General features: G+C 69.1%; 14 protein-coding genes. 10 read left to right on the top strand and 4 right to left on the bottom strand.

Going from position 1 to position 20,288, the window contains the following annotated elements; translation table 11 throughout:
- Positions 1 to 105 precede the first annotated feature (105 nt).
- Positions 106 to 1,953 (bottom strand): cytochrome ubiquinol oxidase subunit I, encoded by a 1,848-nt coding sequence (locus tag VGV13_13485; protein ID HEV8642107.1) that lies wholly within the window; start codon positions 1,951 to 1,953, stop codon positions 106 to 108.
- Positions 1,954 to 2,059: 106 nt separating this feature from the next.
- Here VGV13_13485 and ftsH point away from each other — a divergent pair, with 106 nt between their 5' ends.
- The 4 genes from ftsH to clpB all read left to right on the top strand — a co-directional run bounded on the left by ftsH (position 2,060) and on the right by clpB (position 9,278).
- Positions 2,060 to 3,967 carry an ATP-dependent zinc metalloprotease FtsH gene (ftsH, locus tag VGV13_13480; protein ID HEV8642106.1) on the top strand — a complete coding sequence of 636 codons (1,908 nt, stop codon included), beginning with the start codon at positions 2,060 to 2,062 and terminating at the stop codon, positions 3,965 to 3,967.
- Positions 3,964 to 5,454 carry a Do family serine endopeptidase gene (locus VGV13_13475; GenBank protein HEV8642105.1) on the top strand — a complete coding sequence of 497 codons (1,491 nt, stop codon included), beginning with the start codon at positions 3,964 to 3,966 and terminating at the stop codon, positions 5,452 to 5,454. The genes ftsH and VGV13_13475 overlap by 4 nt, the downstream gene beginning before the upstream one ends.
- A 151-nt stretch (positions 5,455 to 5,605) precedes the next feature.
- Positions 5,606 to 6,664 carry a DnaJ C-terminal domain-containing protein gene (locus tag VGV13_13470; GenBank protein ID HEV8642104.1) on the top strand — a complete coding sequence of 353 codons (1,059 nt, stop codon included), beginning with the start codon at positions 5,606 to 5,608 and terminating at the stop codon, positions 6,662 to 6,664.
- Positions 6,665 to 6,674: 10 nt separating this feature from the next.
- Complete coding sequence (gene clpB, locus VGV13_13465; protein HEV8642103.1) at positions 6,675 to 9,278, top strand: ATP-dependent chaperone ClpB; 2,604 nt, start codon at positions 6,675 to 6,677, stop codon at positions 9,276 to 9,278.
- Positions 9,279 to 9,551: 273 nt separating this feature from the next.
- Here clpB and VGV13_13460 read toward each other — a convergent pair whose 3' ends face one another.
- Positions 9,552 to 10,271 (bottom strand): hypothetical protein, encoded by a 720-nt coding sequence (locus tag VGV13_13460; protein HEV8642102.1) that lies wholly within the window; start codon positions 10,269 to 10,271, stop codon positions 9,552 to 9,554.
- A gap of 202 nt (positions 10,272 to 10,473) precedes the next feature.
- Here VGV13_13460 and VGV13_13455 point away from each other — a divergent pair, with 202 nt between their 5' ends.
- Positions 10,474 to 11,751 (top strand): MFS transporter, encoded by a 1,278-nt coding sequence (locus VGV13_13455; GenBank protein ID HEV8642101.1) that lies wholly within the window; start codon positions 10,474 to 10,476, stop codon positions 11,749 to 11,751.
- Between the two features lie 97 nt (positions 11,752 to 11,848).
- Here the strand turns inward: VGV13_13455 and VGV13_13450 are convergent, their stop codons facing one another.
- On the bottom strand, positions 11,849 to 13,549 hold the full coding sequence (locus tag VGV13_13450; protein ID HEV8642100.1) for a caspase family protein: 1,701 nt from the start codon (positions 13,547 to 13,549) through the stop codon (positions 11,849 to 11,851).
- 138 nt (positions 13,550 to 13,687) lie between these two features.
- On the opposite strand from VGV13_13450, the gene VGV13_13445 reads away from it, so the two are divergent.
- From VGV13_13445 to VGV13_13425, 5 genes are all read left to right on the top strand, one after another.
- On the top strand, positions 13,688 to 15,004 hold the full coding sequence (locus VGV13_13445; protein HEV8642099.1) for an extracellular solute-binding protein: 1,317 nt from the start codon (positions 13,688 to 13,690) through the stop codon (positions 15,002 to 15,004).
- Between the two features lie 207 nt (positions 15,005 to 15,211).
- A complete protein-coding gene (locus tag VGV13_13440) occupies positions 15,212 to 16,066 on the top strand; it encodes a sugar ABC transporter permease (GenBank protein ID HEV8642098.1) in 855 nt (284 codons plus the stop codon).
- 44 nt (positions 16,067 to 16,110) lie between these two features.
- A complete protein-coding gene (locus tag VGV13_13435; GenBank protein HEV8642097.1) occupies positions 16,111 to 16,863 on the top strand; it encodes a carbohydrate ABC transporter permease in 753 nt (250 codons plus the stop codon).
- A gap of 11 nt (positions 16,864 to 16,874) precedes the next feature.
- Positions 16,875 to 17,294: a MaoC/PaaZ C-terminal domain-containing protein gene (locus VGV13_13430; GenBank protein ID HEV8642096.1), complete on the top strand. Its 420-nt coding sequence runs from the start codon at positions 16,875 to 16,877 to the stop codon at positions 17,292 to 17,294.
- Entirely contained in the window at positions 17,291 to 18,487 is a 1,197-nt protein-coding gene (locus VGV13_13425) for a CaiB/BaiF CoA-transferase family protein (protein ID HEV8642095.1), read from the top strand. Before VGV13_13430 ends, VGV13_13425 begins: the two co-directional genes overlap by 4 nt.
- Positions 18,488 to 18,617: 130 nt before the next feature.
- On the opposite strand, the gene VGV13_13420 is transcribed toward VGV13_13425, so the two are convergent.
- A partial coding sequence (locus tag VGV13_13420) for a gamma-glutamyltransferase (GenBank protein ID HEV8642094.1) occupies positions 18,618 to 20,288 on the bottom strand: 1,671 nt, incomplete at its 5' end.

Raw genomic sequence — 20,288 nt, 5'->3', positions numbered from 1 at the left:
GTCGCCACGGGCCGGGAACGGATCCCGTCGACCCCTGCCGCACATGCCCGTCGGCCCCGGCGCCGCGTGCTGGCGGGCTCTTAACATGACTCCCCAGACGGAACACTAGCTCTTCCGAGCGCCGGCTTTGCCGGCGCAATCGATCCTGGGGGAGGCCTCGGAGGGGGCCGTTACGTCCGCCCCCTCCGACGAATCGCTGCCGCCGGCGATCATCGGGGCCGGGGCGTGGCCCTGGGTCCTGCCCCGCTCGCCGAGCCCGCCCAGCCAGAAGATGAACGTCACCAGGGCGAAGAAGATGATCGTCACGACAGTGATCACGTTGGCGGCGTAGCCCAGTGCCGGCGTCACCGCCTCGGCGGAGGTGTCCCGCAGGACGCCGTAGACGTGCCAGTGCTGGCGGATGCCGGAGCGGGCGAAGCCCATCAGTCCCATCAGCCACGTGAAGGTCACCGCGAGCAGGATGAGCACGTACTGGGAGCGGGCGGCGATGGTCCCCCACCGGATGGCGCCGGTGGAGCGGGCGCCCCGGAACATCGGGATGTCGATGGCCATCACGATCACGATGCAGGCCAGCACGGCCAGCACCTGCCACACCGAGAACCCGATGCGGGTGAGGGAGTCCACGAAGTAGCCGTAAACGCCGAAGAAGACCACGATGACCGCGGTGACGGCGAAGGCCGCCCACTGCACCCCCATTCCGGCCTTCACCCATGGCTTGGTCGAGATGCGGTTGGCGCGCCGGTAGAGGATGTAGGAGAGGAAGGTGGTCAGGATCATGAGGTTCACGACGGTGTTCTTGGCCGACATGACGCCGAAGAAGCCGAGCACGGGATGGTGGGTGCCGCCCATGGCCCGCGCCTCGTCGAAGGTGACCACCATCGTGCGGGGCGTGGCCCAGATCAGGAAGCCGATGGTGAGAATGAAGAGCATGGGCGGCACGAACTTGCGGTAGCGCTCGGACCCCGGGATGCGCTCCATGCCCAGCCACAGATAGTAGTTGGAGCCGAGGAACAGGATGCCGATGAGGATGGCCTGGACGATCCAGAGCCACGACATGAAGCCGCCCATCATCGTGATGCCCATCGTCTGGTTGAAGGCGTAGATCTCGCGCCCCAGCCAGTAGCCGGCGAAGGGCAGCACGATGAACGCGGAGATGGCCACGAAGTTGCCCACGTAGCCCATCCAGTCGTAGCGGGCCCGCTCCTCCTGCGTCTCGGCGCTGAGAAATCTAAACGCGGCGTAGGCGGCGGCGATGGTGCCACCGAAGACGATGTTGGCGATGAGCCGGTGGACGTTGAGGGGCATCCACGTGAAGTTATAGATGGCCGCCCACAGCGAGGTGAGCCTGCCGGACTCGTCGATGCCGCCCGGCGAGATCATGAAGGTGACCCAGGAGTTGGCCACGAAGAGGATCGCGGTGCCGACCAGGTTGGCCAGCACGCCCAGGCTCACGTGGATCCACTTGCGCGACCCGCTCAGCCACTCCCAGCCGTAGTACCAGAGGTAGACGATGAAGGTCTCGCCGAAGAACAGAAGGGCGTAGACCCAATAAGTGGGGAAGAAGATGGACGTCATGTACATCCAGAAGCGCGGGTAGTAACCGACGAAGAGGAAGAGGAGCAGGGCCCCCAGCAGCGCGGTGGTGGAGAACGCGGCGAAGGTGAGCTTGACGAACTCGTGGGCCAGCCAGTCGTAGCGCTGGTCGCGGGTCCGCCACCCGATGATCTCGATGATGACGGCGAAGATGGGACAGCCCAGGATGAACGCGGCGAAGTTGAGGTGGAGCTGGGCCACCGCCCACACGACCAGCCGCGAGCCGAGCACCGGGAACGCGCGGTAGGCGGGCTCCCGGGAGGCGTCCTGCGCGTCGACGGGGAGCGCCGAGCCGAGGAGGGCGACAGCGAAGAGGACGAGGAGCACGCAGACAAGCTTGTTCCGCGCGTCACATGCCATTTCAGCGACCTTTTACGGTCAAAGGGTCTGATGTGTCAAGGGGAAACACCGTCGGCGGTTTGACACTCTCACCCCCCGGCGCTAGCATTTGAAACGAGAGCCGTCCATGAAGCCGCGCCTCCCCCAACGCCTGCAGTTCTTTCTCGTCTACGTTGTCGTGGGGGCGGTCGTCCTCTTGCTGCTCAACTCCCTGCTGCAGGCGCCCACGGTCGAGCTGTCGATGTCGAAGTTCCTGGAGCTTCTGCGCGCCGACAAGATCGAGAAAGTGGCGCTGACCGAGCGCGAGATCCGCGGCCTGGCCAAGCCCGGCGCCCTGTCCGCGGTGGTGCCGCCGCCCGCCTCCGATCGCCTGCGCAAGCTGCTGGGCTCGGCCGGCGAGCCGCGCGTCTTCACCGTGACCCGCATCCCCGGGGTGGACGAGCAGTGGCTCGTCCAGGAGCTGCAGCAGCACCACGTGGAGTTTGCCGGCCGCGTCGAGACGACGGTGTGGCGGGACCTCCTGTTCGGATGGGTGATCCCGCTGGGGATCATGGTCGCCATCTGGGTCTTCCTCATGCGCCGCGTGGGCGGCGGACCCACCCAGGCGCTGTCGTTCGGGCGCAGCAAGCACAAGATCTACGATCGCAAGGAGCTGAAGACGACCTTCAACGACGTGGCCGGCGTGGACGAGGCCAAGGCCGAGCTGGTCGAGATCGTGGACTTCCTGAAGAACCCCAAGAAGTACCAGCGGCTGGGCGGCCGCATTCCCAAGGGCGTGCTGGTGATCGGCCCTCCGGGCACGGGCAAGACGCTGCTGGCGCGGGCCGTGGCCGGCGAGGCCGACGTGCCCTTCTTCACGCTGTCGGGTTCGGAGTTCGTGGAGATGTTCGTCGGCGTCGGCGCCGCCCGCGTCCGCGACCTCTTCGAGCAGGCCAAGGACAAGGCCCCCTGCATCGTGTTCATCGATGAGCTGGACGCCATCGGCAAGTCACGGGCGGGCCCCACCGGCTTCGTGGGCGGCCACGACGAGCGCGAGCAGACCCTCAACCAGCTCCTGGCCGAGATGGACGGCTTCGATTCGTCCAAGGGTGTGATCATCATGGCGGCCACCAACCGCCCGGAGGTCCTCGACCAGGCGCTGCTCCGGCCTGGCCGTTTCGACCGCCAGGTCGTCGTCGACAAGCCCGACGTCAAGGGCCGGGAAGCGATCCTGCGACTGCACGCCCGGGCCGTGGTGCTGGGCCCCGACGTCAACCTGAGCGTGATCGCCGCCCGCACCCCAGGCTTCGCCGGGGCCGATCTCGCCAACATCGTCAACGAGGCGGCGCTGCTGGCCGCGCGCAAGGACAAGGATGCCGTCGAGATGTCGGATTTCGAGGAAGCGATAGATCGAGTGGTAGCCGGCTTGGAAAAGAGGAGTCGCGTTCTCTCGGACAAGGAGCGCGACATCGTCGCCCACCACGAGATGGGGCACGCGCTCGTCGCCGCTTCCCTCGCCCACGCCGACCCCGTGCACAAGATCTCGATCATCCCCCGCGGCGTCGCGGCCCTGGGCATGACCTACCAGCTGCCCACCGAGGAGCGCTTTCTGATGACGCGGAGCGAGCTGGAAGACCGCATCGCGGTCCTGCTGGGCGGCCGGGTGGCCGAGGAGCTGGTGTACGGCGAGGTGTCGACGGGCGCGCACGACGACCTGGAGCGCGCGACGGAGCTGGCGCGCCTGATGGTCATGAAGTACGGCATGTCGGAGCGGGTGGGCCTGGCGACGTTCGGCGAGCGCCCGCCGCTCTTTCTCAGGGGCGCCGGCGTCCCCTGGGGCGGCGAGCGCGACTGGAGCGAGGAGACCGCGCGCGCCATCGACTCGGAGGTCCGCGAGATCCTCGATCGGACCCACGACCGGGTCCACGGGGTCCTCACCACGAAGAAGGCGCAGCTGGTGGCCGGGGCGACCGAGCTCAAGCGGGTCGAGACACTCGAGGGCGAGCGGCTCCGCCGGGTCCTGGCGGGCGACAAGCTGGAGGAGGCGCAGGGATGAGGCAGGTAAAGCGGAGAACCTTCGTCGCGGGGCTCGTCATCGCGTTGCTGGCGGGCATCGGGCTCGGCGCCTTCACGACCGGTCGGGCCGAGCTGGGACGTCCGCCGGGCGGGGCGACGTCCGCCCCGGGCGGGGCGACGTCTGCCCTGGAGGCCCCGATCCTTCCCGTGCAGATGCCGATGCAGACGGGCAGCTTCGCCAAGGTGGCGGAGCTGATCAAGCCCGCCGTCATCAACATCAATACCGTCAGCCGCGGGGGGCCGCCGGGGCGTACCCCCTTCGAGGAGTACTTCGGCGAGGAGTTCTTCCGGCGCTTCTTCGGCGAGCTGCCCGAGCGGATCCCTCAGCGCAGCCTGGGCTCCGGCGTCATCGTCGATCCTTCCGGCATCGCGCTCACCAACGCCCACGTGGTCGAGCGGGCGACGGAGATCGAGGTCATCACGCTCGACGGCAACAAGCACAAGGCGAAGCTCGTCGGCATGGACAAGAAGACCGACCTGGCCGTCCTGAAGCTCGACGACGGCAAGGGCAAGTTCTCCTACGCGCGCCTGGGCGACTCCGACAAGATGCAGGTGGGCGACTGGGTGATCGCGATCGGCTCGCCGTTCGGCCTGCAGGCCACCGTGACCGCCGGCATCATCAGCGCCAAGGCGCGGCAGATCGGCCAGGGCCCGTTCGACGATTTCCTCCAGACCGACGCGGCGATCAACCCGGGTAACTCGGGCGGTCCCCTCGTCAACATGGCCGGCGAGGTGGTCGGGATCAACACCGCCATCGTGGCGACCGGCCAGGGGATCGGCTTCGCGATCCCCTCCAACATGGCCAAGAAGATCTACACCGAGCTGCAGGCCAAGGGGAAGGTCACGCGCGGCTGGCTCGGCGTCAGCATCCAGCCGCTCACCCCCGAGCTGGCCAAGTCATTCGGCGCCAAGGACGCCAAGGGCGTTCTCGTCTCCGACGTCGTTCCCGAGAGCCCCGCCCAGAAGGCCGGCCTGCAGCCCGGCGACATCCTGCTGGAGTTCGACGGCAAGAAGATGGAAGGCCCGGCCGATCTGCAGCGCGCCGTCGGGCTGGCGGCGCCGGGCAACGTCGCCAAGGCCAGGGTCTGGCGGGACCAGAACGAGAAGACCGTGGACATCAAGATCGGCGAGGCGCCCGACGAGCGCGAGGCCCGGGGCCCGAGCGGGCGCGGCCCCCGCTCGCTGCTGGGGCTGGAGGTCCGTCCGGTCACGCCGGAGGTCGCGCGCCAGCTCAACCTCCGGTCGACCGAGGGCGTGGTGGTGACACGCATCGAGGACGGCGGCCCCGCCGCGGAGGCCGGCATCCAGCGCGGCGATGTCGTCCGCGAGGTCAACCGCCAGAAGGTCCGCTCGATGGCCGACTTCGAGCGACTCACCAAGGACGTCAAGGAAGGCGAGCGCCTGACCGTGCTCCTGCAGCGCGGCCCCATGTCGCTCTACGTCGCGTTCACCGTGGGTCGCGGGTAAGAGTTGGAGGGGGCCTCGACGGCCCCCTCCAATACCTCCCCCAGGAATTCGACTGCGCCGGCAAAGCCGGCGCCCATCTCCCGGCCAGAACGGAGTCGTCTGCTACACTTCAATTGAGGGGGCGCCGGCCCGGATCGGCGCCTGTGACCCTATGGCCGTCGAATTCAAGGACTACTACAAGATTCTCGGCGTCGACCGGAACGCGGACGACAAGACGATCAAGTCCGCCTACCGGCGACTCGCCCGCAAGCACCATCCCGACGTCGCCAAGGGCAAGGACGGCGCCGAACGCTTCAAGGAGATCAACGAGGCGTACGAGGTCCTCTCCGATCCCGAGAAGCGCCGGCGGTACGACAGCCTGGGATCCGACTGGCACCGCTACGCCCAGCGCGCGCCCGGTCCCGGCGCCGGCGGCTTCCGCGTGGAATACGGCGGTGATCCGGGCGACCTCGGTGACTTCTCCGACTTCTTCCGGACGATTTTCTCGGATCTCCTGTCTCGCGGGAGCGGGGGCGTTCGCACGGGTCGCGGGGCGGGCCGCCGCCGCGACATCGAGGATCTCCTCGGGGGATTCGGCACCGGCGGCGCGCGACCCTCGGGCCAGGACGTCCAGGCCAACGTGGAGATCACCCTCGAGGAGGCGTTTCAGGGGGCGCGCAAGACGCTCGCGCTCGAGATGAACGAGCCCTGCCCCGGCTGCCAGGGCTCGGGCCACGTCGGCGGCCAGCCCTGCGCGACCTGCCAGGGCGGCGGCTGGCAGCGCGCGCGCCGCAACCTCGACGTGAAGATTCCCGCCGGAGTGCGCACGGGCCAGCGCGTGCGCGTAGCCGGCGAGGGGGGCGGGGCGCCGGGCGGGCGCGGTGACCTCTACCTGGTCGTGACCGTGGCCCGGCACCCGCTCTTCGAGCGCCGGGGCGACGACCTCCACCTCGAGCTTCCCGTCACCGCCCCGGAGGCGGCGCTCGGCGCCACCGTGGAAGTGCCGACCCTGCGCGGCAAGGTCTCCATGAAGATCCCGCCCGGCACCTCCAGCGGCCGCACGTTCCGGCTGCCCGGGTACGGGATGCCGCGCGTGAAGGGCGGCGGGGCCGGCGACCAGCTCGTCAAGGTGAAGATCGTCATGCCCGCGGACCTCACGCCGGCCGAGCGGGATCACTATCAGAAGCTCCAGGCGCAGCGGAGCGACAACCCGCGCGCCTGGTTGGGATGAGGAGTCGCGCGTGAACCGATTCGACAAGCTCACCGTCAAGGCCCAGGAGGCGCTCCAGGCCGCGCAGTCGCTGGCCGACCAGCAGAGCCACCAGGCGATCGAGCCGGAGCACCTGCTGCACGCGCTCATCCAGCAGCGCGAAGGCGTCGTGGGCCCCCTGCTCGGGAAGCTGGGCACGCGGCCCGACGCCATCCAGCGAGCGCTGGAGGCCGAGCTGGCCCGGATGCCCAAGGTCCGCGCCGCCAGCGGCCAGTACATGAGCGATCGTCTCCGCGTCGCGCTCGAGCGGGCGCAGACGGAAGCCGAACGCCTCAAGGACGAGTACGTGTCCACCGAGCACCTCCTGATCGGCCTGGCCCAGGACCGCGACGGCGCCGCCGGCCGCGTGCTGGCCGCCAACGGCGTCACCCCCGACGGTATCTACCGGGCGCTGGTGGAGGTCCGCGGCACCCAGCGCGTCAGCGACCCCAACCCCGAGGACAAGTACCAGGCGCTCCAGCGCTACTCGCGCGACCTCACCGAGCTCGGCCGCAAGGGCAAGCTCGATCCGGTGATCGGCCGCGACGAGGAGATCCGGCGCGTCATCCAGGTGCTGTCGCGACGCACCAAGAACAACCCGGTGCTCATCGGGGAGCCGGGCGTGGGCAAGACCGCGATCGTCGAGGGTCTGGCTCAGCGGATCGCGGCCGGCGACGTGCCGGAGGGCCTCAAGGGCAAGCGCCTCATCGCGCTCGACATCGGCGGCATGGTGGCGGGCTCGAAGTACCGCGGGGAGTTCGAGGACCGGCTCAAGGCGGTGCTGCGCGAGATCACGGAGTCCGCGGGCCAGATCATCTGCTTCATCGACGAGATGCACACGCTGGTGGGGGCCGGGGCCGCCGAAGGCGCGGTGGACGCCGCCAACATGCTTAAGCCGGCGCTGGCGCGGGGCGAGCTGCGCTGCATCGGCGCCACCACGCTCGACGAGTACCGCAAGCACGTCGAGAAGGACCCGGCCCTGGAGCGCCGGTTCCAGCCGGTCATGGTGCGCGAGCCCTCGGTGGAGGATGCGATCGCCATCCTGCGGGGGCTCAAGGAGCGGTACGAGGTCCACCACAAGGTGAAGATCAAGGACGCCGCCCTGGTGGCGGCGGCCGTTCTTTCTCACCGTTACATCGCCGACCGCTTCCTGCCCGACAAGGCCATCGACCTCGTGGACGAGGCGGCGGCGCGCCTCCGGATGCAGATTGACTCGATGCCGCAGGAGATCGACGAGATCGAGCGGCGCATCATGCAGCTGGAGATCGAGCGCGTGTCGGTGGCCCGCGACCAGGACGATGCCGGGGCCCGCGAGCGCCTCGGCCGCATCGACGCCGAGCTGGCGGAGCTGAAGGAGAAATCGGCGGCCCTCAAGACCCAGTGGCAGGCCGAGAAGGAAGGCATCGCCCGCATCGGCAAGATCAAGGAGGAGATCGAGACCGCCAAGCAGGCGATGGCCGACGCCGAGCGCCGCGGCGACCTCAATCGCGCCGCCGAGCTCCGCTACGGCACGCTGCTCGGGCTCGAGAAGCAGCTCCGCGAGATGGAGGCCCAGCTCGCCCAGCAGCACCAGCGCGGGCGCATGCTCCGCGAAGAGGTGGACGAGGAAGACATCGCGACCGTGGTGGCCAAGTGGACGGGCATTCCGGTCACCCGGCTGCTCGAGGGCGAGACCCAGAAATTGCTGTCGATGGAAGCGCGCCTGGCCCAGCGGGTCGTAGGCCAGGACGAGGCCATCCGGGCCGTGTCGAACGCGGTGCGCCGCGCCCGCTCGGGCCTCAGCGACCCCAACCGCCCGATCGGCTCTTTCCTCTTCCTGGGTCCCACGGGCGTCGGCAAGACCGAGCTGGCGCGGGCGCTGGCCGAGTTCCTCTTCGACGACGAGCGGGCCATGATCCGCCTGGACATGTCCGAGTACATGGAGAAGCACACCGTGGCCCGCCTCATCGGCGCGCCGCCGGGATACGTCGGCTACGAGGAGGGCGGCCAGCTCACGGAAGCCGTTCGCCGGCGTCCTTACTCCGTGGTCCTCTTCGATGAAATCGAAAAGGCTCACGCCGACGTCTTCAACGTCCTGCTGCAGCTCCTCGACGACGGACGGCTCACCGACGGCCAGGGCCGGACGGTCGACTTCCGCAATGTCGTATGCATCATGACCTCGAACCTGGGCTCGCACATCTTCCAGGAGTACGAGCAGCCCGAGAAAGTCCGGCCGATGATCCTGCAAGAGCTCCGGAACACGCTGCGGCCGGAGTTCCTCAACCGGATCGACGAGGTCGTGATCTTCCGGCCGCTGGGCCGCGAGGAGCTGGCGCGCATCGTCGACATCCAGCTCGGCCATCTGCGCCGGCGGCTGGCCGACCGGCGCATCGCGCTCGAGGTCACCGAGGCGGCCCGGGCGCTGCTGGCCCGCGAGGGCTACGACCCCACCTTCGGGGCCCGGCCGCTCAAGCGCACGATCCAGCGGCTCGTCCAGGACCCCCTGGCGCTCAAGCTGCTCGAGCACGAGTTCAGCGAGGGCGACACGGTGACGGTGGACGCGCAGGGGGACCAGTTCGTCTTCCGCCGCACCGCCGTGGCGGAAGTCGCCGACTAGACGTCGGAGGGGGCCTCGACGGCCCCCTCCGAGGCCTCCCCCAGACCAGGTTGCGCCGGCGAAGCCGGCGCTCGAAAGCGGTTGGCGTCGAATCCCGCCGGGGTCACCACGCACCGTTACGGGTCACCAGTCAGTCGCTTGAAGCCGTCCGGACGCAGCCAACGCCGCGCAAGCGCTTCGAGGAGGCCAGGCGGCCCGCGTAACGCGGAAGAATGGGACGCCATTGACACGGAACCGCCCGGTCAAGCCGGATGATTCAGCGCAGCCGGAGCGCTACGGTCGCGAACGACCGAACTTCTGAATACTCACGCCCGCTCGACTTCCGGTAATCAAGCGCAGGTCAAGACCGTCGGGGCGCATTTGCCAGTACCCAAGAAACTTGTCGTCGCCGGGCTCCGGATACGCTGCAACGAGCAGGTACAGCGTTCCGGAGCGAGTCGGCCTCCAGCCCTCAACCGCGAGCACGAGGCCGTAGTATGTTTCCGGGAGCTTCCAATAGCTGCGCGCGGCTTTGTATGCAGCATCGAGATCGATTCGTCGCACGCTACCGAGTCGTGCATCGTATATCCAATAGTATGTCTCGCCCGCATCTGAGTACATTGGTCCGATGGTCTCCTCGAACAAAAGTAGCCGGCTGTCCGGCGACCAATCGATCGGGCAGATTGCGTGAAAGCTATCTCCCCGGGCTGACAGGGTCGGGTCAAGCCCGAAAGCTGTCCCAGCTTCCCACCGCGTGACCGCAATGGTCTTCTCCTGCGCACGCTGCTCATCCCGGACGATGAGCTGCGTCGAGACCCTTGTCGGGTTGACGTCGCGGATGATGAGTGACCATGCCGTGTGGCCATTAGCAGCCGACCGCAGTAGCGACGATCTGACGACTTTCCCAACGTCATCGTCTGGCCAGATCCCTAGTGCGCAGTTGGCCGCCCATGTAGGCAGTGCATTACCTAGTAGCAGAGCGAGCGCGATAACGGGCCATTTCATGTTCTTCATAGTAAGACTACAGCGAGTGCTCCAAAGAGTCATACACTGCGCTGCGGAACGGCGGCGCGCGACTCGCGAAGCTACTCACTCTTCGGCATGCTGGCCCCCGTCCCGTTGCGGCCACCTAGTTGTTTTGACCCAGCAGCCGGGGTCACCACAGCGTCCTCCCCACAGTGCGAATCCCCGAGCGCCCAGCTATCATCCCAACGCCATGACGTCTCCGCGCGGGCTGCACCCGGCCTGGATCGTGCTGGCCGCGCTCACCCTCTGCATGATGGCCGGGTCCGGTGTGCGCTCCGTCTTCGGCGTCTACATCAAGCCCATGGAGGCAGAGTTCGGCTGGAGCCGCGGCGCACTGTCCGGCGCCGCCGCGATCTCCCTGCTCCTGCTCGGCGCCGCCGGGCCACTGGTGGGACGGATGGCCGATCGCTGGGGACCCCGCGCGGTCATCGGCGGCGCCCTGGTCCTGCTGGGCCTCGGGTCAATCGGGTCGGCCTTCGTGCAGCAGCTCTGGCATGTCTACGTCACAGTGGGCCTGCTCATGGCACTGGGCGCCGGGGGTGTCGCCATGACCGCCGGCGCCACGGTAGTCGCCCGCTGGTTCGAGGCGCGGCGCGGGTTGGCCATGGGGATGGCCGCGGGCGGCATGTCGGCGGGACAGCTCGTCGTCATCCCGCTGGCCGCGGCCCTGACCGTCTGGTTCGGCTGGCGCACGAGCTACTTCTGGCTGGGCCTGGGCCTGCTGGTGCTCGTGCTTCCCGTCGGTCTCTGGCTCATCGGCAACAATCCCGAGGATCGCGGGCTCCGGCCCTATGGCGCCGCCGGACCCCTGCGGAGCCCGGCGCAGGCCGCCGCCACGATCGCGGCCGGACGCGTCTCGGTCGTCGACGCGGCCCAGACGCTGCCCTTCTGGCTCCTGATGGCGACCTTCTTTGTCTGCGGCTACACCTCCAACGGCATGGTCCTCACCCACTTCATGCCCCACGCGCTCGAGCACAACTTCACGCCCTTCCAGGCCTCGGCGGCGCTGGGGGTCATGGGCGCGATGAACATCATGGGCACGGTCGGCTCGGGCTGGATCTGCGACCGCTTCGGGCGCCGGGGGCCGCTGGCCTTCTACTACTTCGTCCGCGGGCTCTCGCTGATCTTCCTGCTCTACGTGTGGAACGTGCCGTCGCTGCACGTGTGGGCGGCCCTCTTCGGCCTCAACTACATCTCGACGGTGCCGCCGACGACGACGCTGACCGCCAACATCTTCGGACGCTACTCGGTGGGCGAGCTCAGCGGCTGGATCTTCTTCTCCCACCAGGTCGGCGCCGCGCTCGGCGCCGCGCTGGCGGGCTGGATCTTCGAGTGGACGGGCAGCTATGCGAGCGCGTTCGTCTCCGCCGCGCTGATGGCCATCCTGGCCGCCGGCCTCAGCCTGCTCATTCGCGAGGAGCCCATCGGGACGCGGCCCACCGCCGCCCCCGCGCCGGCGACGGCCTAGAACCCGGCGGGTCCCCCGTTTCGGGCGCGGGCTTCGCCCGCGCAATCCTTTCTGCGGGAGGCCTCGGAGGGGGCCGTCGAGGCCCCCTCCGATTCAACTACCGCGTCCGCGTCAGGACGATCTCCCCCGACGGCCCGCGGATCTCGAGCAGGGGCGTCTGCTCGACGTGGTACTGCCGCCACGCGTAGTCCCCGAGGCGGGGAGCCACGTACTGGTAGAGCTCGAGCACCGTGACGGCCCCGTCACCGTTGAGATCGGCGGCGCCGCGCAGGCCCTCCACGAGGAACGAGGTGAAGAGACCACCCCGCTGGTCGTCCTCGAACGCCGGATGATCGGGCGTGCCGGCCGAGATGACGACGCGCCCGACGCCGGCCTCGATCGGTGGCTTCGGCAGCGGCGTCGCGGAAGGGTTCGTGAGGCCCCGCGCGCGCATCGTCCCGGTCCCACCGCCCACGTAGCCGGCATCGAGGAGCACGACCACCTGCCGGGTGGGGAGCTGACCGATCAGCTCCTCGAGGCGATCGTCCATCAGCGCGGTCCCCGCGAGATCGGCGAGCTGGCCGTCGTGCGGAAGCAGGTAGTGATGGAGGCGCCCGTCGCCTCCCGGCCCCACCGCGCCGTGCCCCGCGAAGAAGACGATCACGCTGTCCTCGTCGCTCACCCGCGCGCGCAAGGCGCGCAGCGCCCCGATCACCAGATCGCGGGTGGCGTTCTCGAGCAGCGTGACGCCGTCGGGTCCAAACCCGGGCATCCGGGTCAGGAGTTGGGCGAGCGTTTGCGCGTCGCGCACGGCGTAGCTCAGCTTGGCACCGCCGCTCGGAGACTCCTGCGGGTAGTCGTCGATCCCGATGACGAGCGCGTGGCGCTTGCCCGGCGGCGCCGTGAGCTCGCGCTGGTCCTTGCCGAGGACGACGACCACGGCCGCCTTGCCCAGGAAACGCCCGGCGCGGTCCGCCGCCAACACGCGCTGGGCGTCCTTGGGCGCCAGCAGGAGGTCTCCCCGCCGCCCGCCCGCGGCGCCGGTGGCCCGGACGATGAGCGGATTGGCGCCGACGCGCCTGTTCTGGCGCGCCTCGCTCATCGCCACCGCGTATCCCGTGGGCCCCTGCTGGCTCATGGCCGCGAACTGGATCATCTGCGGCCCGAAGACCACGGCGCCGGAGCCCTCCTCGATCAGCCGCGGCGCCAGCGCGGGCGAGAACCCGGCGTCGGAGGCCTCGACGATGAGACCCGTGTAGAGCTCGTCGACGCGGAAGCTGGGATCCGGACGGTAGGGGCTGACGGGACGCGACGCGGCCCAGCCCACGACCGGCTCGGTGAGGCCGCCGGTCCCCCGCAAGCGCAGCTCCAGCGCGACCTCGGCCCACGCCGAGCCGTCGGACCGGTCGCCGACGGTCTCGCTGACGACCACGGCGCCCCGCAGCCGCGCCTGCACCGCCGAGCGCACCGTCGGCTCGCTGGCCATCGCGTTCTTCACGTCGGTGGCGCCGTCGATCGTCACCCCCTCGACGATCTCCGCCAGCTTGAGCTGCGCGCGCTGGCGCGCGGCGTCCAGCGCCCGCGCTCGCTCGTCGGCCTGATCGGGCGCGGGCGGCCCGTCCGTGGTGGCCCGCGCCCTGATCTGGATGGAGCCGTCGTCCCACCTGAGCCGCGCCGCGGTCTGACCCGACGCATCGACGATCTTCTGATCGAGGCGGCCGGCGGGCGGCTCCTTCCACCACTCGGCGTGGCCGACACGGGGTGTGGGAAAGGCGATCGCCAGCAGGACCGCCAGGCCGATGCGTGTCCGGGGCGTCATGGTTGTCCCTGCAACCCCCTCTCGAAGATATGCGAACGGCGGGCAAATTTCGAGTTGCGGGCGTGCGGCCGGAGATGCTATGCCTTGCACTCCAACCACCGCCCGATACGAACCTCCCGCGCCAGAGGAGGACGCCAGATGAGCGAGCAGCGCGTCACCGTGCACCGGCGGACGTTCCTCAGAACCGTGGGCGGGGGTCTGGCGCTCGGCCTCGGCGCCGCCGCCCCGGCTCGAGCCCAGCAGATGGAGCTCAAGATCGGCTACATGCCCCACCCTATCCACGAGAACTCGATCAAATGGATGAAGGTCTGGGCGACCGAGCACAAAGTAACACTCACGCCGGTACCGACTTCATACGAAGTCTATGTCGAAAAGATGACCGCCAATCTGACATCGAGAGGGGGCCAGTACGATGTCATCTGGCACAACGACGACTGGGGCCAGCTGTGGGGGCGCTACCTGGAGCCCGTCGACGATGTGGCCGCCATCAAGAAGATGACCCGCTTCATCCTGGAGCCGCCGTTCGTGTGGGAGGGCAAGGACACCGGCGTGCCCTTCGTCGAGACGATCGGCACCTTCTTCTACCGGACCGACCTCCTCAAGGAGAGCGAGTTCCCGCGCACCTGGGAGGACCTGGTGAAGACCGGCCAGCGCCTCCAGAAGGGCGGCAAGGTCAAGTGGGGATTCACCGGCGGCATGAAGTACCCCCACGGCTGGTTCACCTTCTTCTGGTCCATCTGGGCCAACGGCGGCGACCTCCTGCTCCCGATCCACGAGCGCCGCAGCGAGGAGCTCGGCAAGCACGGCTGGAAAGCGGCCATCGCCGAGCCGGAGGCGGTGCAGGCCGTGGAGTTCTGGTGGGACAACATCAAGACGCACAAGATCATCCCGCCCGGCCAGCCCGGCTATTCGCGGGACGACGCCAACGCGATCTTCATGGCCGGCGACGCCGCCATCACCATGGCCGACACGACCCTGTACGGGAAGTTCAACGACCCCAAGCAGTCCAAGGTGGCCGGGAAGATCAGCGTGGCCTCGTTCCCAATGGGACCGCGCGCCAGGTTCAAGTCCATCGCCTGGCGCGATGCCTGGGCGTGGGCGATTCCCGTCCACATCGACCCCGTCAAGAAGAAGGTGGCCAAGGAGCTCCTCAACTGGATCAACCTGAACCGCGAGGCCCAGGTCGACCTCTGGAAGTCCACCGGCGGCTTCCCGCCGAACGAGGAGGTCCAGAAGGAGCTCATCAAGACCGACGCGGTGTTCCGGAAGTTCCGGGCGGCCACGATCGAGTCGGAGAAGCTCATCCACGGCGCGTTCTACTTCGCCCGCTGGCCGGAGTTCTTCGCCACCGCCATCGACCACATGGTCAAGGCCGTCACCGGCCGTCGCGACGCCATCAAGCCGACGCTCGCCGAGGGGGCGAAGAAGATGAGCGAGATCGCGGCACGCACCTAAACTCGGAGGGGGGCTTCGCCCCCTATCCTCGTCGAAGGGGGCCTTGCGGCCCCCTCCGAGGCCTCCCCCAGAGGGAGTTGCGCCGGCGAAGCCGGCGCTCGAAAGCGACGATTCTGGCCGATGGCGTTTCACACGACGGCTGAACCGGCAACCTCAACTACGCTAGCGCTCCGCCGGCGGGAGAGATTCGGGGAGCGCGAGCGGTTCATGCTCGCGCTCATCCTCCCCGCCCTGGGGATCCTGGTGGCCTTTCAGATCGTGCCCATCCTGATCGGGGCCAACGCCAGCTTCCGGAGCTGGAGCCTCTTCAACCCCCAGAAGACCTTCGTCGGGCTCGCCAACTACCGCCGCATCCTGACCGACCCGCTCTTCTACGGCACCGTCCTGCCCAACACCTTCCTCTTCATGCTGGCCTCCGTGAGCGGCGGGCTCGTGGCCGGGCTCGGGCTGGCCACGCTGATCAACCGGCGCTTCCGGGGCCAGCGGCTCGTCCGCACCGCCATTCTGCTGCCCCTGATGGTGCCGCCCGTCGTCGCCGCGATCATGATCACGTGGATGTTCAACGATCAGTTCGGCATCGCCAACGTGATCCTCGAGGCGCTCGGCGTGGAGCCGGTGGCCTGGCTGGTGAGCCGGTGGACCAGCCTGGCCATCGTCATCGGGACCGACATCTGGCTGTGGACGCCGTGGTTCACCATCCTGATCCTGGCCGCGCTCCAGACGCTGCCGGTGGAGCCCCACGAGGCGGCGCGGATCGACGGCGCCGGCCCCTGGCAGGTGTTCCGTAACATCACGCTGCCGCTCCTCCGACCCGTCTTGATGGTCTGCATCACCATTCGGACGATCGACGCCTTCCGCGTCTTCGACATCGTGTGGACGATCACCAAGGGCGGCCCGGCACGCTCCACCGAGGTCTTCAGCATCTACGCCTACAAGCAGGCCTTCGTGTACCTGAACTTCGATCTGGGGGCGGCGGCGTCCATGATCGGCGCGGGCATCATCATGGTGGTGGGCGGCGTGCTCTACAAAGCCTTGAGCTACGTGGTGGAGGTGTCGCGATAGCCCCGGGGTGGAGGCGGGCGTTCTTCGGGCTGGCGGTCACCGGGGTGATACTGCCCCTGGTCTTCCCGGTGGCCTGGATGGTGCTGACGGCGCTCCGCCCGGCCTCCGGGGTCTTCTACGTCCACCGCGGCACGGAGTTCACGCTGGGCAACTTCGCCGAGGCGCTGGCCAAGCCGGAGATGAAGGAGGCCTTCGTCAACAGCGCGCTCATCGCGACGCTGGCCACGGTCTTCTCGCTGGCGGTCACCATCACCTCCGGCTACATGCTCTCCCGCTTTTCGGGCGCCGCCAGCAACCTCTGGTTCGGTCTCATCTACCTCTTCCGCTGCATCCCCTACATTTCCTGGGTCATCCCGCTCTACCTCCTCACCCAGTGGCTGGGCATCCTGGATACGTACCTGGGGCTGCTCCTGCCCCACATCGCGATCCACATCTGCTTCTTTTCCTGGATCATGAAGGGCTTCTTCGACGGGATCGAGCCCGAAGCCGAGTACGCGGCGTACATCGACGGCTGCTCGCGCTGGGGGGCCTTTTTCAGAATCGCGGTGCCCATGGCCACGCCGGGGATCGTGGCGCTGTTCATCCTGTCCTGGCTCTATACCTGGAACGAGTTCCTCTTCGCCCTGATCCTCACCGGCAGCCGGACCACGATGCTGACCGTCCGGATGGCCCAGTTCGTCCACGAGACGGGCATCGAGTGGCACCTGATGAGCGCCACCGCGGTCATGGCCATCGGCCCGGCCCTCATCGTCACGCTCTTCGCCCAGGAGTACGTCGTCAAGGGCCTGAAAATCTGAGGAGCTGAGCTATGGACGCATTCGACGCGCTCACGGTGGGTCGGAAGGTGACCGTGCGGAAGACGGTGGGGGAATCGGACGTCTACCTGTTCGCCGGCATCAGCGGCGACTTCTCGCCGAACCACGTCGACGAGGAGTACATGCGGGCCACCCGCTACGGGCGCCGGATCGCCCACGGCGCCCTGCTCGTCGGCTACATGTCGCGGGCATCCACGGAGATCTGCGCCGGGCTCGGCGGCACCATCGTCTCCTACGGCTACGACCGGATCCGCTTCCCCCACGCGGCTTTCATCGGCGACACGGTGACGGTAGAGTACGAGATCGTCGAGCGGAAGGAGGCCGAGCGGAAGACGTTCGCCCGCGTCACCTGCACCAACCAGCGCGGGGAGGTGGTGGCCGCCGCCACCCACATCCTCAAGGTGGTGGAGTGAGCGAGCCGGCCGGGCTGAGCATCCTCGCCGGCGTCCGCGTGCTGAGCTTCACCCAGTTCCTGCTGGGGCCGTCGGGCGTCCAGTTCCTGGCCGACCTCGGGGCCGACGTCGTCAAGATCGAGCCCCCGGGCGGGACGCTCTGGGAGCGCAACTGGTCGGGGTGCGACCTCTTCCTGAACGGCGTCAGCGCCTTCTACCTGGCCACCCACCGCAACCAGCGCAGCCTCACTCTCGATCTCAAGGCGCCCGAGGGCCAGACCGTGGCCCGGCGTCTCATCGAGCGCGCCGACGTGCTCGTCCAGAACTTCCGGCCGGGGGTGATGACGCGCCTGGGCCTCGACTACGCGGCGGCGTCCGCGCTGAACCCCCGGCTGATCTACGTCTCGGCCTCCGGCTACGGCGAGTCGAGCCCCTATCGCGACCGGCCCGGCCAGGATCTGTTATTGCAGGCCATCTCCGGGCTGGCCAGCATCTCGGGACGCGCCGGCCAGCCGCCCACGCCCGTGGGTACGGCCGTGATCGATCAGCACGGCGCGGCGCTGCTGGCCCTGGGCGTCCTGGCCGGGCTCCTGGAGCGCGGTCGCACCGGGCGCGGGCTGCAGGTCGAGGTCAGCATGCTGCGCGCGGGGCTCGATCTGCAGCTCGAGATCATCACGTACTTCCTCAACGGCGCCCGCATGCAGAAGAGCCCTACCGTGCTGGCCAGCATGTTCCATCCCGGCCCCTACGGCATCTACGAGACCAGGGACGGGCATCTCGCGCTGTCGATCTCGCCGCTGCGCGCGCTCCAGGAGGCCCTCGACCTGCCCGCGCTGGCGCCCTACGCGACGGTGCCCTACAACTTCGACGCGCGCGAGGAGATCGCCCGCCTGCTCGAGCCGGTGATGAAGACGCGAACGACCGTGGAGTGGGTCGAGCACCTGGCGCCGCGCGGCGTGTGGGCGGCGCCCGTCCTCTCCCACGCCGAGACCTTCGCCGAGCCGGCGGTCCAGGCGGCCGACGTCGTCCAGGAGCTGGCGCACCCCGTGGCGGGACGGGTGCGCCTCCTGCGCTTCCCGCTCGAGTTCTCCACGGGCCGCGCCGGCGTGCGGCGCCCGCCGCCCATGCCGGGCGAGCAGGCGGACGAGATCCTCCGCGAGCTCGGGTACGCCGAGACGGAGATCCGACGCCTGCGCGAGCAGCGGGTCATCTGAGACGCGCGCTCCGCCTTCAAGCCCTGTTCGAGCGCCGGCTTTGCCGGCGCCATCCTTCCTGGGGGAAGGCTTCGGAGGGGGCCGTCGCGCCCTGTGGGCGCGCCTGTGAAGTCGCCCCCTCCGAATGTACTCAGCGGGCGATGGGGTGGGCGCCGCGGCGCGGGTCGGCGCCGGCCCAGCGCGCACCGTCGGGGCCGACCTTGACCCCGCAGACGGCGCCCGCGCGCCACTCCCAGTCGGGCCAGATGGCGACCTCGTGCCCCCGCTCGGCCAGGGCCTCGCGCGTCTCCTGGGGGATGCGCCCCTCGACCTCGAGCTTGCCCGGTGACATGACGTGCGGCCAGAACGAGTCGGGGAAGCTCCGCGAAGCCACGCGCGGCATCTCCACCGCCTTCTGCAGGGACATGTCGAAGACGGCGACGTTGAGAAAGACCTGGAGCATCGCCTGTTGCTGGACGTCGCCGCCCGGGGTGCCGAACGGCATGAGGAGCCGGCCGTCCGCGAGGACCATCGCCGGCGCGGGCGTCAGGCGCGGCCGCTTGCCCGGCGCCACGACGCTGGGATGCGCGGGGTCGAGCCACCCCTGGGAGCCGCGGGGCGAAACCACGCAGCCCACGCCCGCCACCACCGGGGAGTCGGTGTTGGGATCGCTGGGCGTCGCCGAGAAGCCGTTGCCCTCCGCGTCGACGACGGCGACGTAGCTCGTGTCGAGGGCGTCGGAGCCGCCGGCCATCGGCACGGCCTCCCGGGCCGCTCTCGCCTCCGCCCGCTCGGGATCGCCCGGCGGGGGCATCTCGGTCCACGCGCGCTCGCCGACCAGCTGGCGGCGCTTGGCGGCGTAGGCCTTCGCCAGCAGGGCCTGGGGGATCTTCACGAGCTTGGGATCGCCGAAGTAGGCTTCCCGATCGGCGAACGCGATCTTGATCGTCTCCACGAGACGGTGCAGATACGGGGCCGAGTTGTGGCCGAGCGCCTTGAGGTCCACGCCCTCGAGCATGTTGAGCATCTGGAGCAGCACCGGGCCCTGGCACCAGTAGCCGCAGGCGGCAACCTCGTAGGCTCCGAACGTCGTGCGGAGCGCCGGCGCCACCTCCACGCTGAAGTCCTCCAGATCGGCGAGCGTCAATGGACCGTCCTGGCGGCGGTGGAACTCGGCGATGCGCTTGGCGGTCTCGCCGCGATAGAACTCGTCGCGCGCGGCGCGGATGCCCCGGGCGCGGTTGTCGCCCGCCTTCTTCTCCGCCGCCGCCATCCGGCGCAGCGTCTCGCCCAGCTCGCGCTGCACGAGGACCTCGCCGGCCCGGTACGGCCGCCCGTCCTTGAGGTAGAGCGCCGTCGACGTCGGCCACCGCCGGTACTTGTCGGCGTTGGCCGTCATCTGATAGGTGGAGAAGTTCGAGATGGGAAAGCCGTGCTCGGCATGCTCGATGGCCGCCGCGGCGACCTCGGCGAAGGACATCGTTCCCCAACGCTCGAGCGCCGTGCACCACGCGTCCGGCGCCGCCGGCACGACCGTGCGCGACAGGCCGGGCGGAATCTGGCCGCCGTGGCGCTTCTGGAAGTACTCGGCCGTCGACGCCCGCGGATAGGGGCCGACGCCGGAGACCTGCCAGGTCTCGCCGGTGCGCGCCACGTGCACCAGAATCGGCGCCACGCCGGCGAAAGAGACCATGTCGGGGTGGACGACGCCCAGACAGATGCCGGCAGCCACGCCCGCGTCGATCGCGTTGCCTCCGGCGTTGAGGATCCGGGCGGCGGCTTCCGACGCCAGCGCGTGGCCGGCGGCCACGGCCCAACGCAG

This window comes from Candidatus Methylomirabilota bacterium (genome assembly GCA_036001065.1).
Taxonomy (GTDB): Bacteria; Methylomirabilota; Methylomirabilia; order Rokubacteriales; family CSP1-6; genus MNEF01.
This window is presented reverse-complemented; position numbering and strand designations above follow the sequence as displayed.

Coding starts and splice junctions, on each gene's coding strand:
- VGV13_13485 (HEV8642107.1), bottom strand. CDS start 1,953: ATGGCATGTGACGCGCGGAACAAGCTTGTCTGCGTGCTCCTCGTCCTC.
- ftsH (HEV8642106.1), top strand. CDS start 2,060: ATGAAGCCGCGCCTCCCCCAACGCCTGCAGTTCTTTCTCGTCTACGTT.
- VGV13_13475 (HEV8642105.1), top strand. CDS start 3,964: ATGAGGCAGGTAAAGCGGAGAACCTTCGTCGCGGGGCTCGTCATCGCG.
- VGV13_13470 (HEV8642104.1), top strand. CDS start 5,606: ATGGCCGTCGAATTCAAGGACTACTACAAGATTCTCGGCGTCGACCGG.
- VGV13_13460 (HEV8642102.1), bottom strand. CDS start 10,271: ATGAAGAACATGAAATGGCCCGTTATCGCGCTCGCTCTGCTACTAGGT.
- VGV13_13455 (HEV8642101.1), top strand. CDS start 10,474: ATGACGTCTCCGCGCGGGCTGCACCCGGCCTGGATCGTGCTGGCCGCG.
- VGV13_13450 (HEV8642100.1), bottom strand. CDS start 13,549: ATGACGCCCCGGACACGCATCGGCCTGGCGGTCCTGCTGGCGATCGCC.
- VGV13_13445 (HEV8642099.1), top strand. CDS start 13,688: ATGAGCGAGCAGCGCGTCACCGTGCACCGGCGGACGTTCCTCAGAACC.
- VGV13_13440 (HEV8642098.1), top strand. CDS start 15,212: ATGCTCGCGCTCATCCTCCCCGCCCTGGGGATCCTGGTGGCCTTTCAG.
- VGV13_13430 (HEV8642096.1), top strand. CDS start 16,875: ATGGACGCATTCGACGCGCTCACGGTGGGTCGGAAGGTGACCGTGCGG.